The 13302-nt window shown below is 69.7% G+C and carries 13 protein-coding genes and 2 pseudogenes; 12 read left to right on the top strand and 3 right to left on the bottom strand.

Annotated features, from left to right (window positions below; all coding sequences use genetic code 11):
- The first annotated feature begins 27 nt into the window (after positions 1-27).
- From rapZ to whiA, 3 genes are read left to right on the top strand one after another with little or no spacing between them, the layout of a single operon-like run.
- The gene (gene rapZ / locus AC3EO7_RS01070) at positions 28-969 is read left to right on the top strand and encodes an RNase adapter RapZ (protein ID WP_431971644.1); all 942 of its coding nucleotides are present in this window, start codon (positions 28-30) and stop codon (positions 967-969) included.
- A complete protein-coding gene (locus AC3EO7_RS01075) occupies positions 966-2012 on the top strand; it encodes a gluconeogenesis factor YvcK family protein (protein ID WP_067780407.1) in 1047 nt (348 codons plus the stop codon). The genes rapZ and AC3EO7_RS01075 overlap by 4 nt, the downstream gene beginning before the upstream one ends.
- Entirely contained in the window at positions 2009-2986 is a 978-nt protein-coding gene (gene whiA / locus AC3EO7_RS01080; protein ID WP_357459559.1) for a DNA-binding protein WhiA, read from the top strand. The genes AC3EO7_RS01075 and whiA overlap by 4 nt, the downstream gene beginning before the upstream one ends.
- A gap of 114 nt (positions 2987-3100) precedes the next feature.
- Here whiA and AC3EO7_RS01085 read toward each other — a convergent pair whose 3' ends face one another.
- Positions 3101-3727 carry a GNAT family N-acetyltransferase gene (locus tag AC3EO7_RS01085; protein ID WP_435590318.1) on the bottom strand — a complete coding sequence of 209 codons (627 nt, stop codon included), beginning with the start codon at positions 3725-3727 and terminating at the stop codon, positions 3101-3103.
- A gap of 369 nt (positions 3728-4096) precedes the next feature.
- Here AC3EO7_RS01085 and gap point away from each other — a divergent pair, with 369 nt between their 5' ends.
- From gap to tpiA, 3 genes are read left to right on the top strand one after another with little or no spacing between them, the layout of a single operon-like run.
- Positions 4097-5116, top strand: coding sequence for a type I glyceraldehyde-3-phosphate dehydrogenase (gene gap / locus AC3EO7_RS01090; protein ID WP_431971642.1), 1020 nt, complete (start codon positions 4097-4099; stop codon positions 5114-5116).
- A 5-nt stretch (positions 5117-5121) separates the two neighbouring features.
- Positions 5122-6336 carry a phosphoglycerate kinase gene (locus tag AC3EO7_RS01095; RefSeq protein WP_431971641.1) on the top strand — a complete coding sequence of 405 codons (1215 nt, stop codon included), beginning with the start codon at positions 5122-5124 and terminating at the stop codon, positions 6334-6336.
- Between the two features lie 3 nt (positions 6337-6339).
- Complete coding sequence (gene tpiA / locus AC3EO7_RS01100) at positions 6340-7125, top strand: triose-phosphate isomerase (protein ID WP_431971640.1); 786 nt, start codon at positions 6340-6342, stop codon at positions 7123-7125.
- 382 nt (positions 7126-7507) lie between these two features.
- Here the strand turns inward: tpiA and AC3EO7_RS01105 are convergent, their stop codons facing one another.
- A complete protein-coding gene (locus AC3EO7_RS01105) occupies positions 7508-8302 on the bottom strand; it encodes an META domain-containing protein (protein WP_435590197.1) in 795 nt (264 codons plus the stop codon).
- Between the two features lie 215 nt (positions 8303-8517).
- On the opposite strand from AC3EO7_RS01105, the gene AC3EO7_RS01110 reads away from it, so the two are divergent.
- The 6 genes and pseudogenes from AC3EO7_RS01110 to AC3EO7_RS01135 all read left to right on the top strand — a co-directional run.
- A complete protein-coding gene (locus tag AC3EO7_RS01110; protein WP_435590198.1) occupies positions 8518-9090 on the top strand; it encodes a hypothetical protein in 573 nt (190 codons plus the stop codon).
- On the top strand, positions 9087-9479 hold the full coding sequence (locus AC3EO7_RS01115; RefSeq protein ID WP_431971637.1) for a GlcG/HbpS family heme-binding protein: 393 nt from the start codon (positions 9087-9089) through the stop codon (positions 9477-9479). Before AC3EO7_RS01110 ends, AC3EO7_RS01115 begins: the two co-directional genes overlap by 4 nt.
- Before the next feature lie 170 nt (positions 9480-9649).
- The gene (locus tag AC3EO7_RS01120) at positions 9650-9853 is read left to right on the top strand and encodes an EF-hand domain-containing protein (protein ID WP_431971636.1); all 204 of its coding nucleotides are present in this window, start codon (positions 9650-9652) and stop codon (positions 9851-9853) included.
- A 278-nt stretch (positions 9854-10131) separates the two neighbouring features.
- Positions 10132-11742 (top strand): MFS transporter, encoded by a 1611-nt coding sequence (locus tag AC3EO7_RS01125; protein ID WP_435590319.1) that lies wholly within the window; start codon positions 10132-10134, stop codon positions 11740-11742.
- Between the two features lie 87 nt (positions 11743-11829).
- On the top strand, positions 11830-12063 hold the full coding sequence (gene secG, locus AC3EO7_RS01130; RefSeq protein WP_067835097.1) for a preprotein translocase subunit SecG: 234 nt from the start codon (positions 11830-11832) through the stop codon (positions 12061-12063).
- Positions 12064-12165: 102 nt separating this feature from the next.
- Positions 12166-12291 (top strand): annotated as a pseudogene (locus tag AC3EO7_RS01135) (LysR family transcriptional regulator); the annotation flags it as partial.
- Positions 12292-12416: 125 nt separating this feature from the next.
- Here AC3EO7_RS01135 and AC3EO7_RS01140 read toward each other — a convergent pair.
- Positions 12417-13286, bottom strand: a pseudogene (locus AC3EO7_RS01140) (ABC transporter ATP-binding protein); the annotation flags it as partial.
- Between the last annotated feature and the right edge of the window lie 16 nt (positions 13287-13302).

Consider the following 13302-nt stretch of genomic DNA (forward strand, 5'->3'; position numbering starts at 1 on the left):
GCACCTAGACACGGATTCCGGTAGGACATGACACGCGTCGAATCGAACAACAGTGCGGGCAGTCCGCGTGCGGGCAATCAGCTGCGGCAGCAGGTCGAAGTGGTCATCGTGACCGGCCTGTCCGGCGCGGGCCGTGGCACGGCCGCGCGCGTGCTGGAGGATCTGGGCTGGTACGTCGCCGACAACCTGCCGCCCGAGCTGATCGGCAGGCTCGTCGAGCTCGGCGCCTCCGCGGAACCGCCGATCCGGCGGCTCGCGCTGGTCATGGACGTGCGCAGCAGATTCTTCACCGGTGACCTCTCGGTGGTCACCGAACAGCTGCGCGCGCTCGGCGTGCGGACCAGGGTGTTGTTCCTCGAGGCCTCCGACGACGTGCTGATCCGCCGCTTCGGATTCGCCCGCAGGCGGCACCCGCTGCAGAGCGAGAGCGCCGACGGCACGCTGTCCGCCGGCATCGCCGCCGAACGGGTGCGGCTCTCCGCCGTGAAGACGGCCGCCGACCTCGTGATCGACACCACCGAGTTGTCCATTCACCAGTTACACCGCAAGCTGGAGGAGGCCTACGGCGGCGGCGCGCCCGCCGCCTTGCAGCTGACCGTGCAGTCCTTCGGCTTCAAGTACGGGGTTCCGTTGGACGCCGACATGGTGTTGGATGTGCGTTTTCTACCCAATCCACATTGGATACCGGAACTGCGGGAACACACGGGACAGGAGACGGTGGTCAGCGAGTACGTGCTGTCGCGCCCCGGGGCGACCGACTACCTGCACACCTGCCGCCACCTCGTCGACCTGACGACGAACGGTTACCGCCAAGAGGGGAAGCGATACATGACGGTGGCAGTGGGCTGCACGGGGGGCAAGCACCGCAGCGTGGCGATCGCCGAGGCGCTGTGCGAACTCATCGGATCGGAGTCGGACGGCTCGGCCGACGTCGTGCGGGTCGTGCACCGGGATCTGGGGCGCGAATGACCGGGTGGGAATCGAATCCCGCCATCGTCGCGCTCGGTGGCGGCCACGGCCTGTACGCCACCCTGACGGCGGTGCGGCGGCTGACCAGGAAGATCTGCGCGGTGGTTACCGTCGCCGACGACGGCGGGTCCTCCGGCAGGCTGCGCGCGGAGCTGGGGGTGCTGCCGCCGGGGGATCTGCGCATGGCCCTGGCCGCATTGGCCGCGGACCCCGAAGGAGTGTGGACGCAAACCGTCCAGCATCGTTTCGGCGGCACCGGCGCGCTCGCGGGTCATTCGGTCGGCAATCTCATTCTGGCGGGGCTCACCGAGGTGCTCGGCGATCCCGTGGCCGCGCTGGACGAGGTGGCCAAGATGTTGCGCGCCAGCGGCCGGGTGCTCCCGATGTCGCCGATCGCGCTCGACATCGAGGCCGATGTCTCGGGGCTGGAAGCGGACCCTCGGGTCAGCCGCTGTATCCGCGGCCAGGTGGCGGTCGCCACGACGCCGGGCAAGGTGCGGCGCGTGCGGCTGATCCCGTCCGATCCGCCCGCGAGCCCGGAGGCGACCTCGGCCATCGAACACGCCGACGTGGTGGTGCTCGGGCCCGGCTCGTGGTTCACCAGCGTGATTCCGCACGTCCTCGTTCCCGAGCTGCGCGACGCGCTGGTCTACACCAGAGCCAGAAAGGTGCTGGTGCTCAACCTCGCCGCGGAGCCAGGGGAGACGGCCGGTTTCTCCGCCGAGCGTCATCTGCATGTATTGTCCCAGCACGCACCGGAATTCGTGGTCGACGAGGTCTTGGTCGATTCCGGCTCGGTCCCGGAGGGCCGGGAACGCGAACATGTGGCCAGGGCTGCCGAACAGTTGCGGGCGCGAGTAACCTTCTCCGATGTCGCCGAAGCGGGAACGGACCGGCATCACCCCGGAAAGCTTGCCGCCGCACTGGATCAGCTGATCCGGCAACCTCGGCCGCAAATGGCAGGACTTCGAGTCGAAGGACGGCACATGGGCGCGGATGTGCGGTCCGGGTTGGGTGGAAAGGAGCGCGTCTCGTGGCGATGACAGCCGAAGTGAAAGACGAGCTGAGCAGGCTCACGGTGTCGCAGGTCAGTTCCCGCAAGGCGGAGCTCTCCGCCCTGTTGCGTTTCGCGGGTGGCCTGCACATCGTCGGGGGTCGGGTGATCGTCGAGGCCGAGGTGGACATGGGTTCCATCGCTCGACGGCTACGCCGGGAGATCTTCGAACTGTACGGCTACGGCTCCGATGTGCACGTGCTCGGTGCGGGCGGTCTGCGCAAGACCTCCCGCTACGTCGTGCGAGTGTCGAAGGAGGGCGAGGCGCTGGCCAGGCAGACCGGTCTGCTCGACGTGCGCGGCCGCCCGGTGCGCGGACTGCCCGCCCAGGTGGTCGGCGGCAGCATCGCCGACGCCGAAGCCGCTTGGCGCGGAGCGTTTCTCGCGCACGGCTCGCTCACCGAACCGGGTCGCTCTTCGGCGCTCGAGGTCAGCTGCCCCGGCCCGGAGGCGGCGCTCGCGCTGGTCGGCGCGGCCCGCAGGCTGGGCATCACGGCCAAGGCGCGCGAGGTGCGCGGCACCGACCGCGTCGTGGTGCGCGACGGCGAGGCCATCGGCGCGCTGCTGACCAGGATGGGCGCCCAGGACACCCGGCTCACCTGGGAGGAGCGCCGGATGCGCCGCGAGGTGCGCGCCACCGCCAACCGGCTGGCCAACTTCGACGACGCGAACCTGCGCCGCTCGGCGCGCGCCGCGGTCGCCGCGGCCGCCAGGGTCGAGCGTGCGCTGGACATCCTCGGCGACGAGGTGCCCGATCACTTGGCCGCGGCGGGCAAGCTGCGCGTCCAGCACCGCCAGGCGTCCCTGGAGGAGCTCGGTCAGCTCGCCGACCCGCCGATGACGAAAGACGCTGTGGCGGGCCGGATTCGGCGCCTGCTCTCGATGGCGGACCGGCGCGCCAAGGAACTCGGCGTGCCCGACACCGAATCCGCTGTGACCGCTGAGCTTCTCGACGAGGCCTGACAGCGCTCGAGTCACCCGCACGCCCCGAGGGCCGATATCCGGCGCTCGGGGTGTGTCGCGTACGGGGCCTCGAGGTTCGCCGCTATCCGAGGGGGCGTCTCGTCTGCACGGAGTTCACGCGCCGGGATCGCGAAGCATGGCCCACGTGACAGGACCGCCGTCCGGGATCTCCACCGTCGCGGTGACGCGAAAGCCGAGCCGCTCGTAGAAGCCGACGTTGCGTTTCTCGGAGGTCTCCAGGAAGGCGGGCACACCCGCGCGCTCGGCGGCCGCCAGCCCCGGCCGGATCACGGCGCTGCCGAGCCCGCGTCCCTGACTGTCCGGGTCGACGCCGACGGTGCCGAGGAACCAGACGGGTTCGACCGGGCGGTGCGGTGCGAGCGCGGCCTCCGCCGCCGCGTACGCCGCGGCGCGGTCACCGGCCAGCTCGGCGAACCGCGGCGCGAGTTCGGCGAAGACCGGGCCCGCGTCGGTGTCGGGGGTGGTCCAGACGGCGATGGCCGCGCCCTCGTCGGCGACCCAGACACGACCGTGCGGCAGGCCGACGTGGGTCAGGAAAAGTTCCTGCATGCCGCGAATCCGCTGGTCGTGGTCGCGGGCGTCGATGGTGTGGCGAGTCCAGGCGTAGTCGGCGAAGGCCCGGCCCAGGGTCAGGGCGGCGCGGGGAATGTCGGAGAGAGCCGCTGGTCGCACGGTCACGGAAGCGGGCTGGGACGACTGGTCGGTACACACTGTGTCCATACTGCCGTGCCGCATGAGATTCGCCGTCGAATATTCGGCCGTCTCAGCCGGGCTGCGCCGCGCCGCGTCCCCGTGCGGGCGTCGTAGGCGCGTGTTCGGGCGACGTGACAGCGAAAGGCGTTGGGGCGCTAGGCTTCCGCGACACGCGGAATTCTGTCGAGGGGGATTGTCACCGTCCCGGTCGCCACGCGGGCGGCACGGACGGGCGTCCGCACTGGCCGCGACGTGGCGCGCCGCCGCCGGATCGCGACCGGTCACGGCTCTCCGGCGGTGCTCACCATGCGAGGTGCGTGTCGGAGAGGTGACGGCCGGGCATTAGTGTGAGTGAGGCATCGGAATGAATCCGCTTGAAAGCTGAGGAGCGATAACGTGACTGTCCGGGTAGGCATCAACGGCTTCGGCCGTATCGGACGTAACTTCTTCCGGGCGGTGGAGGCGCAGAAGGCGCTCGGCACCACCGATATCGAGATCGTCGCGGTCAACGACCTCACCGACAACGCGACCCTGGCCACGCTGCTGAAGTACGACTCGATCCTCGGCCGTCTGCCGCAGGATGTCTCGCTGGACGGCGAAGACACCATCGTGGTCGGCGACCAGCGGATCAAGGCCCTGGCCATCAAGGAAGGCCCGGCGGCCCTGCCCTGGGGCGACCTGGGCGTCGACGTCGTCGTCGAGTCCACCGGCATCTTCACCGACGCCACCAAGGCCAAGGGCCACCTGGCGGCGGGCGCCAAGAAGGTCATCATCTCCGCCCCGGCCAAGGGCGAGGACCTGACGGTGGTCATGGGTGTCAACGACAGCCAGTACGACGGCAGCCAGAACATCATCTCCAACGCGTCCTGCACCACCAACTGCCTCGGTCCGCTGGCCAAGGTCCTCAACGACGAGTTCGGCATCGAGCGTGGCCTGATGACCACGATCCACGCCTACACCCAGGACCAGAACCTGCAGGACGGCCCGCACTCCGACCTGCGCCGCGCCCGCGCCGCCGCGCTGAACATCGTGCCCACCGGCACCGGCGCCGCCAAGGCCATCGGCCTGGTGCTGCCCGAGCTGCAGGGCAAGCTGGACGGCTACGCGCTGCGCGTGCCGGTCCCGACCGGCTCGGTCACCGACCTGACCGCGACCCTGAGCAAGTCGGCCACCATCGACGAGATCAACGCCGCGTACCAGGCCGCCGCCGAGGGCCCGCTGAAGGGCATCCTCAAGTACAACACCGACCCGATCGTGTCCAGCGACATCGTCACCGACCCGCACTCGTCGATCTACGACGCGCCGCTGACCAAGGTCATCGACGATCAGGTGAAGGTCGTGTCCTGGTACGACAACGAGTGGGGCTACTCCAACCGCCTCGCCGACCTCATCGGCCTCGTCGGCAAGAGCCTCTGAGCCGCATGACTGTCAAGACGCTCCAGGATCTCCTGAACGAGGGTGTCGAGGGTCGGGGCGTGCTGGTGCGCTCCGACCTGAACGTCCCCCTCGACGACAACGGTCAGATCACCGACCCCGGCCGCATCATCGCCTCGGTCCCGACGATCGAGGCGCTGGTCCAGGCCGGCGCCAAGGTGGTCGTCACCGCGCACCTCGGTCGTCCGAAGGGCGAGCCGGACGCGAAGTTCTCGCTGGCTCCGGTCGCCGCGAAGCTGGCCGAGCTGCTCGGCCGCAACGTCCAGCTGGCCGGTGACGTGGTGGGCTACGACGCGCTCTCGCGCTCGGAGGGCCTCACCGACGGCGACGTGCTGCTGCTGGAGAACGTGCGCTTCGACCCCCGCGAGACCAGCAAGGACGAGGCCGAGCGCGGCAAGCTCGCTGCCGCCCTCGTCGAGCTGGTCGGCGAGGACGGCGCGTTCGTCTCCGACGGCTTCGGCGTCGTGCACCGCAAGCAGGCCTCGGTCTACGACGTGGCCGAGCTGCTCCCGCACTACGCGGGCACGCTGGTCGCGGCCGAGGTCGACGTGCTGGCCAAGCTGACCCAGAACCCCGCGCGGCCGTACGCGGTCGTGCTCGGCGGCTCGAAGGTCTCCGACAAGCTGGCGGTCATCGAGGCGCTGGCTCCCAAGGTCGACACCCTGGTGATCGGCGGCGGCATGTGCTTCACCTTCCTTGCCGCACAAGGCCTTCCGGTGGGCTCCTCGCTGCTGCAGGAAGAGATGATCGAGACCTGCAAGGGCCTGCTCGAGCGCTTCGGCGACGTCATCCACCTGCCGCGCGACATCGTGGTGGCGGACAAGTTCGCGGCCGACGCCGATTCGAAGGTCGTGCCCGCCAACGAGATTCCCGAAGGCTGGATGGGTCTGGACGTGGGCCCGGAGTCGGTCGCCCGGTTCGCGGCGCTGCTCACCGAGGCGAAGACGGTGTTCTGGAACGGCCCGATGGGCGTGTTCGAGTTCGACAACTTCGCCGCGGGCACCCGCGGGGTCGCCGAGGCCATCGTCACCGCCACCGGTAAGGGCGCGTTCACCGTGGTCGGCGGCGGCGACTCGGCCGCGGCCGTGCGCGCGCTCGGACTGCCCGAGGACGGTTTCTCGCACATCTCCACCGGCGGCGGCGCGTCGCTGGAGTACTTGGAGGGCAAGGAACTCCCCGGCATCAGCGTTCTGGAGGGCTGATCCATGGCACGCAAACCGCTCATCGCGGGCAACTGGAAGATGAACCTCAATCACCTTGAGGCCATCGCCCTGGTGCAGAAGATCGCCTTCGCGCTGCCGGAGAAGTACTTCGCCAAGGTCGACGTCGCGGTCATCCCGCCGTTCACCGACCTCCGCAGCGTGCAGACTCTCGTGGAGGGCGACAAGCTGCTGATCACCTACGGTGCGCAGGACGTCTCCGTGTACGACGCGGGCGCCTACACCGGTGAGATCAGCGGCAGCATGCTGGCCAAGCTCGGCTGCACCTTCGCGGTGGTCGGGCACTCGGAGCGCAGGCAGTACCACAACGAGGACGACGCCACCGTGCTGGCCAAGGCCAAGCAGGCGCTCGAGCACGGCATCACGCCGATCGTCTGCATCGGCGAGGGGCTGAACGTCCGCGAGGCGGGCACGCACGTCGAGTACAACCTCGAGCAGCTGCGTGGTTCGCTGAAGGGCCTGACCACCGAGGAGATCTCGAAGGTCGTCATCGCCTACGAACCGGTGTGGGCCATCGGCACCGGCAAGGTCGCCACCCCCGCCGACGCGCAGGAGGTGTGCGGCGCCATCCGCGCCGAGCTGGGCGAGCTGGCCTCGCCCGAGGTCGCCATGGACGTGCGGGTGCTCTACGGCGGTTCGGTCAACGCCAAGAATGTCGGCGAGCTGGTCGCTCAGCCGGACATCGACGGTGCGTTGGTCGGCGGCGCGTCGCTGAAGGGCGACGAGTTCGCCACCCTCTCCGCGATCGCCGCGGGCGGCCCGCTGCCCTGAGTGATCCAGACGGCTTCGCCCTCGAGGTGATCCAGAGGGCTTCGCCCTGAGATATCGAGGGCGCTGCCTTCGGATAGTGAGGGTGTCGCCCTGACGCTCGATCGAAGGGCCCGGTATCGCGTGTGCGATACCGGGCCTTTTCGTTCGGGCGGCGCTGTGTTTCGACAGCGCGGTGTTGCGCTGTGCTTTGCGTGGCGCTGCTTCGTTCTCGGCGACAACCGTGCGGCGGCCGGTGGCGCGTTTCGTGCGTGATGCTGGGCAGGCTCGATCTTCAAGGCTGACAAGGATTTCCGTGCGCTCCAGGAACCCTCGGCTGTCCACCGACCGGCAACCGCCACGAGTGGACGACGCGAGCCGGGCGCCCCTCAGGCGGACGTGATCGCTACTGCGCCGTCAGGGTGAGACCGTGCCCGTTCTGGTTGCGCAGGGTCAGGATGTCGGCGTCGATGGTGGCGGTGGTCGTCCCGTCGAGTGCGCGCAGCACCACGGTCTCGACCTCCATCACCTCCGGCGGGCACATCATCTTGGTGGCGCCCAGCCGGAAGGTGACCTTCTGGCCGCCCTGCCCCGGCTCGATGGTGGCCGTGCCGGTCAGCCGGTTGCAGCCCGCCGATCCGGAGACGGCGCCGTCCTCGGCGATCACCAGCGTCGGCTTCGCGTCGTCGATGGCCTGGGACCGGATCTGCGCGTCCGGGGTGATCAGCCCGTTCACCACCCACGTGGTGCCGCGCAACGGCTTGTCCGGTCGCGCGACCTTCTTGTCCAGCAGCGTGACGGTCTGCTCGTTGTTCTGCAAGGTCAGGGTGTCGCCGTCGAGCTTCCAGGTGGGCGCGGAATTCAGCAGCGTGTCCACCCAGCGATCCGCGTCGGCCAGCTCGCCGGGACAACCGATCAGCGTGCTCGCCAGTTCCTCGGCTCGCAGCACGTGGTCGTCGAGCGTCACCGCCCCCGAGATCGTGTTGCATCCCGCGGACGCGGTGACCTTGCCGTCCGCGAACCGCAACGAGAGCGGGCCGCCACCGGGAATCGGCTCTCCCCGCACCTGCGTCGACAAGAACGTGCGTCCCATCGGCGTCGCCACGGGCTCGCTCGGCTCGGTGTCGTTTCCGCCGGAGCAGGCGGCGACGCCGAAGGCGAGCAACAGCACCGGGACGAATCGCAGGAGTGAGGACGCCATGGGCGCGATGCTACCGAGATCGGGGCTCGCGCCGCGGGATCCCAGCCTGCGCCGGTCGGACCCGGGACGAGAAACGTTCGGGGACAGTGCCGACGACGAGCGCGCACGCCACTCGGCCACTGCCGAAATCGGCTTCGACCTTTGCGGCGGACCAGGCAAGATGTCGGGGACGAATCGAGCTCGGATGATCATCGTGAATCGTGGGGAGGGCGCGGGTGCGAGTGTGGACGTTGCAAGCGCCGGAAGTGGTTGCGGCGCTGCGGAGCCGGGGCCGCTACCGGGCGTCGTGGGATCGGGTGGTCGTGAACTGGCGGCCCGCCTACCGCGCCATGGTGGCGCAGATGGAGCGCAGCGGCATCGCCTGCGGCGACGATCCGCCGGTGTGGTGCTGGCCGGGGCGGGCGCTGCGCCGCAGGCGGGTGCGGATGACCGCGGACCTGTTGCTCGGCGACGATCAATGGGCGCACGGCGTGTGCCTGCTGCGGTTGACCGTGCCGCCCTCGGCCGCGCTCGCGACGTCCTACGCCCGCTGGAACGACTACCTGGGGGAGACGATGGCCATGCTCGCGGCGGTTGGACGATCCGAAGGTCCGGCGTTCGGGCCCGAGGAGGCGGCGATGGATTGGCGCGGCGTCCCGGTCGACGAATGGGACGCCACCCAGATCGTGCTGCCGGAGCTGCGCCGCGAATGGCTGGTCGGCGTCCGCCACTACCCGCCCGGAGCCGATGCCGCTGCCCGGATCGCCGCCGACCCCGCACTCCGAAGTACGTCATGCTGGACACCATGACGATCTCGCTCGACCAGGCCGACTCCGTGGTTGCCGCCGCCCGCCGCGCCGCGACCGACCGCGGGGAAACCGTCACGATCGCGGTGGTCGACGGCGACGGCAGGTTGATCGCGTTCGCACGCATGCCTGGCGCCGCGCTGCCGACCATCGACTCCGCCCAACACAAGGCTGCCGCCGCGATCGTGCTCGGCTTCGACACCATTCAGATGGCCTCGCTGAGCGACCCGGGTCATCTGTTGCCCGGCGCCGTCTCCTCTGGCGATCCGATCGTGCCGCACGGTGGAGGTGTGCTGATACGAGCGGGCGGGGTCGTGATCGGTGCGCTCGGAGTATCCGGCGCAACGACCCCGATCGTCGATCACAAGATCGCGTCGACGGCCGCAGGCTGAGTGCACTTCCGCTTCACGGCACCCCGAATCGGCGTAGACCTCGCTGTCGCGGGCGCCGCTGGAAGCGGTCCGCGGACGTCGGGCGCGGCGGTATATTCGACGGGCTCGACGCTCGTAGTTCGACCAGAAGATGGGATACCGATTCGGACAGCTACGAAGGGAGAGTTGCCATGGCCGACGCCACCCAGGTATTCGCCGAGATCGATCTCGATGATGACGGCTACATTTCCGTCGCCGAACTGAAGGAATACCTCGATCGCACTCGTCCGGTCAGCGACGCCGCAGGCTCCAGGTACTTCGGGTTGCTCGACAAGAACAAGGACGACCAGATCAGCTTCGAGGAATTCGAGCAGTCCTACCTGGCAGGCCGCTAGTTCCGCGTCGCACCGCCAGCCGTCTCGGCAATCATCACGAGGCGGTGCTGGCCGTGCCGCTGTCGATCGCGCACCAGCTCGAGGCCCCGCAGCCCCGGACCCGCACAGTCCGGGGCTGCGCTGTGCGGTAGGGCTACAGGTTCTCGACGCGGATGGTGGTGTCGGCGAAACCTGACCGCGCTGGCGGCGGTGACTGGGCGGTGCTGTCCGGTCACGCAGGAGCAGCCTTGAATGGCAGCCCGACGGATGTGCGGAACGGTGCCGGTGCTCGCGGCGATATGCTCGGCGGAGTGACCACCGCCGACGCGACGACCCCGCTCTCCACCTGGGCGCCGCTGCGGTCGCCGATCTATCGGGCGCTGTGGATCGCGCAATTGGTGTCCAACCTCGGCACCTGGATGCAGACGGTCGGCGCGCAGTGGATCCTCGTCGACGAGCCGAACGCGGCGACGCTGGTGTCGTTGGTGCAGACGGCGATCACGCTGCCGGTCATGCTGTTGGCCATTCCGTCCGGGGTGATCGCCGACCTGGTGGACCGTCGTCGCCTGCTGCTCGGCGCCCAGTCCGTGATGGCGTTGCTCGCGACGCTGCTCGCGATCTCCACCGCGACCGGGCAGACCACCCCCGAGGTCCTGCTCACCCTGCTGTTCCTCTTGGGCTGCGGACAGGCGCTCACCGCGCCCGCGTGGCAGGCGATCCAGCCGGAACTGGTTCCGCGCGAACAGATTCCGTCCGTGGCGGCGCTGGGCAGCATGAACATCAACATCGGCCGCGCGGTGGGGCCCGCGGTGGCGGGCGTGCTGGTCTCGCTGTCGGGGCCGACGCTGGTCTTCGCGCTCAACGCGCTGTCCTTCGCCGGGATCGTCGCGGTGCTGGCCGTCTGGCGCAGGCCGGTCACCGATCGGCAGCTGCCCACCGAGCGACCGCTGGCCGCGTTACAGGCGGGCACCCGGTTCATCCGGGCCGCGCCCGCGATCCGCCGGGTGCTGCTGCGATCGATCCTGTTCATCGCGCCCGCGAGCGCGCTGTGGGCGCTGCTTCCGGTGATCGCGCGGGACTCACTCGGCCTGTCGTCCTCCGGCTACGGCCTGATGCTCGGCGCGCTCGGCCTCGGCGCCGTGCTCGGCGCGGCGGGTCTATCGCGGATCCGCGCGCTGTTGACGCCGACGCAGCGGCTGACCACGGCCGCGGTGCTGTTCGGCGTGGCGTCGGCGGGCGCGGCGCTGCTGCACACCGTGGCGGTGGTGCTGGTGCTGCTGGTGGCCGCGGGTCTGGCCTGGCTGCTGGCCATGTCCACGATGAACTCCACCATGCAGCTGCTGCTGCCCGCCTGGGTGCGTGCCCGCGGGCTCTCGGTCTACATGCTGGTCTTCATGGGCGGGCAGGCGATCGGCTCGCTGTTCTGGGGTCTGGTGGCCGGTGCGCTCGACTCGGTCGCCGCGCTGCTCATCGCCGCGGCGCTGTTGGCGGGCAGTGCGGTGAGCAGCGTGTGGTTGCCCATCCGGCACAACGCCGAGGAACTCGATCACACGCCCTCGGCGTTCTGGCCGGAGCCGCAGCTGGTGGTGGAACCGCAGCCCGCCGACGGCCCCGTGCTGGTGCTGCGGTCCTACGACGTGCCGGAGGACCGGGTCGAGGAATTCCTCGAGGCGATGGCGTTCGTTGGGCGCTCGCGCCAGCGCACCGGCGCGATGGAATGGCGGTTGTACCGCGACGTCGGCGTGGTCGACCGCTATGTCGAGGCGTTCGTGGTGCGCTCCTGGGCCGAGCACATGCATCAGCACCAGGTCCGTCTGACCGCGCAGGACCAACTCCGCGAGCACGCGGTGGCGGAGTTCGGCGCGGGCGAGGAACAGATCACCCACTTGGTCGGAGTCGACCGCAGGTAGCGCGCGGCCCCCGGCCGAGCCAGAGCCGGGGCAGCGCCGCCGAGCCCCATTAGGCGCGGGATGAACCCACCCCATAGACTGATCGCCATGCGGATGTTCCTGGATATCCTCCTGATCATCACCAGCGTGCTGCTGGTGCTGCTGGTGCTGCTGCACCGCGCCAAGGGTGGAGGCCTGTCCAGCCTGTTCGGCGGCGGCGTGCAATCGAGCCTGTCCGGCTCCACGGTCGTCGAGAAGAACCTCGACCGCGTCACCATCTTCACCGGCCTCATCTGGGTCATCGCCATCCTCGGCATCGGCCTGGAGATCAAGTTCGCCTGAGCGGGCAACGGCCCGGACACCGGGCCTGCCGCGAACGTTGGCGCGCGATTCACTTCCCGTTACTCGACACGGTTAGCGTGACGAGCACGGGAAGGAGTCGGTATGGAACTCCGGCATCTGGTGTCGTTCCTGGTGCTAGCCGAGGAACTGCACTTCGGTCGCGCCGCGCAGCGGCTGCACCTGACCCAGCCGAGCCTCAGCGCGCAGCTGCAGAAGCTGGAGAAGTCCCTCGGCGTGCGGCTCGTCGCGCGGAATTCGCACGAGGTGAAGCTGACGCCGGCGGGCCGCGAGTTCGAGGGACAGGCCCGGCTGATCGTGGCGCAGGTGGATCGCGCCGCCGAGGTCAGCGCACCGGCGCGGGTGACCACGCGCAACCGCTCGGGACGGACGCCCACGGTGACCGCCAGATCACCGTGGGCGCCCGCGATGCCGAGCGCGGCGTCGAGTCCCTCCGCGACCACACGCAGTCGACCGTCGCGCTCGGTGACGGTGGCGGACAGCAGGTTCATGGGCGGTGCGCCGAGGAAGCCCGCGACGAAGGTCGACCGTGGCCGGTCGTAGAGCTCCTCGGGCGGCCCGACCTGCGCCAGCGCGCCGTCCTCGAACAGCGCGATGCGGGTGGCCATCGTCATCGCCTCTACCTGGTCGTGCGTGACGTACAGGAACGTCGCACCGAGCCTGCGGTGCAGGGCGATGAGCTCCGCCCTGGTGGCGCTGCGCAGTTTCGCGTCCAGATTCGACAGCGGCTCGTCCATGAGGAACGCCCCCGGATCGCGAACCATGGCGCGCGCCGAGGCGACTCGCTGCCGCTGGCCGCCCGACAGCGCGGCCGGGCGGCGGCGCAGCAGCGGAGTCAGCTCGAGCGCCGCGGCCACCTCCGCCACCTGCTCGGCGATCAGGGCGCGGGACAGCCGCCTGGCCCGGAGCGGGAACGCGATATTGCGTTCGACCGTGAGATGCGGATACAGCGCGTAACTCTGGAAGACCATGGCAAGGTCCCGCTGCTGCGGGGCCGCGCCGGTGATGTCGCGGCCGTCGAGCAGGACGCGTCCGGAGGTCGGCGTCTCCAGACCGGCGATCAGGCGTAGCAGCGTCGACTTGCCGCAGCCGCTCGGCCCGAGCAGCACCATGAACTCGCCGTCGGCGATGTCCAGCGACACCTCGCGCACCGCGTCGGTCGCGCCGAAACGTTTCGACACCGCGTCGATCTGTAGCCGGGCCATCCGGGTCCTCCTCTCG

The sequence above is a fragment of the Nocardia sp. bgisy118 genome (assembly GCF_057708605.1).

Excerpts from the sequence above, each read along its gene's own strand:
- AC3EO7_RS01105 (WP_435590197.1), bottom strand. The coding sequence starts at position 8,302 with ATGGCGTCCTCACTCCTGCGATTCGTCCCGGTGCTGTTGCTCGCCTTC.
- AC3EO7_RS01125 (WP_435590319.1), top strand. The coding sequence starts at position 10,132 with ATGCTCGGCGGAGTGACCACCGCCGACGCGACGACCCCGCTCTCCACC.
- rapZ (WP_431971644.1), top strand. The coding sequence starts at position 28 with ATGACACGCGTCGAATCGAACAACAGTGCGGGCAGTCCGCGTGCGGGC.
- AC3EO7_RS01085 (WP_435590318.1), bottom strand. The coding sequence starts at position 3,727 with ATGGACACAGTGTGTACCGACCAGTCGTCCCAGCCCGCTTCCGTGACC.
- secG (WP_067835097.1), top strand. The coding sequence starts at position 11,830 with ATGCGGATGTTCCTGGATATCCTCCTGATCATCACCAGCGTGCTGCTG.
- AC3EO7_RS01095 (WP_431971641.1), top strand. The coding sequence starts at position 5,122 with ATGACTGTCAAGACGCTCCAGGATCTCCTGAACGAGGGTGTCGAGGGT.
- AC3EO7_RS01120 (WP_431971636.1), top strand. The coding sequence starts at position 9,650 with ATGGCCGACGCCACCCAGGTATTCGCCGAGATCGATCTCGATGATGAC.
- AC3EO7_RS01115 (WP_431971637.1), top strand. The coding sequence starts at position 9,087 with ATGACGATCTCGCTCGACCAGGCCGACTCCGTGGTTGCCGCCGCCCGC.
- whiA (WP_357459559.1), top strand. The coding sequence starts at position 2,009 with ATGACAGCCGAAGTGAAAGACGAGCTGAGCAGGCTCACGGTGTCGCAG.
- tpiA (WP_431971640.1), top strand. The coding sequence starts at position 6,340 with ATGGCACGCAAACCGCTCATCGCGGGCAACTGGAAGATGAACCTCAAT.
- AC3EO7_RS01075 (WP_067780407.1), top strand. The coding sequence starts at position 966 with ATGACCGGGTGGGAATCGAATCCCGCCATCGTCGCGCTCGGTGGCGGC.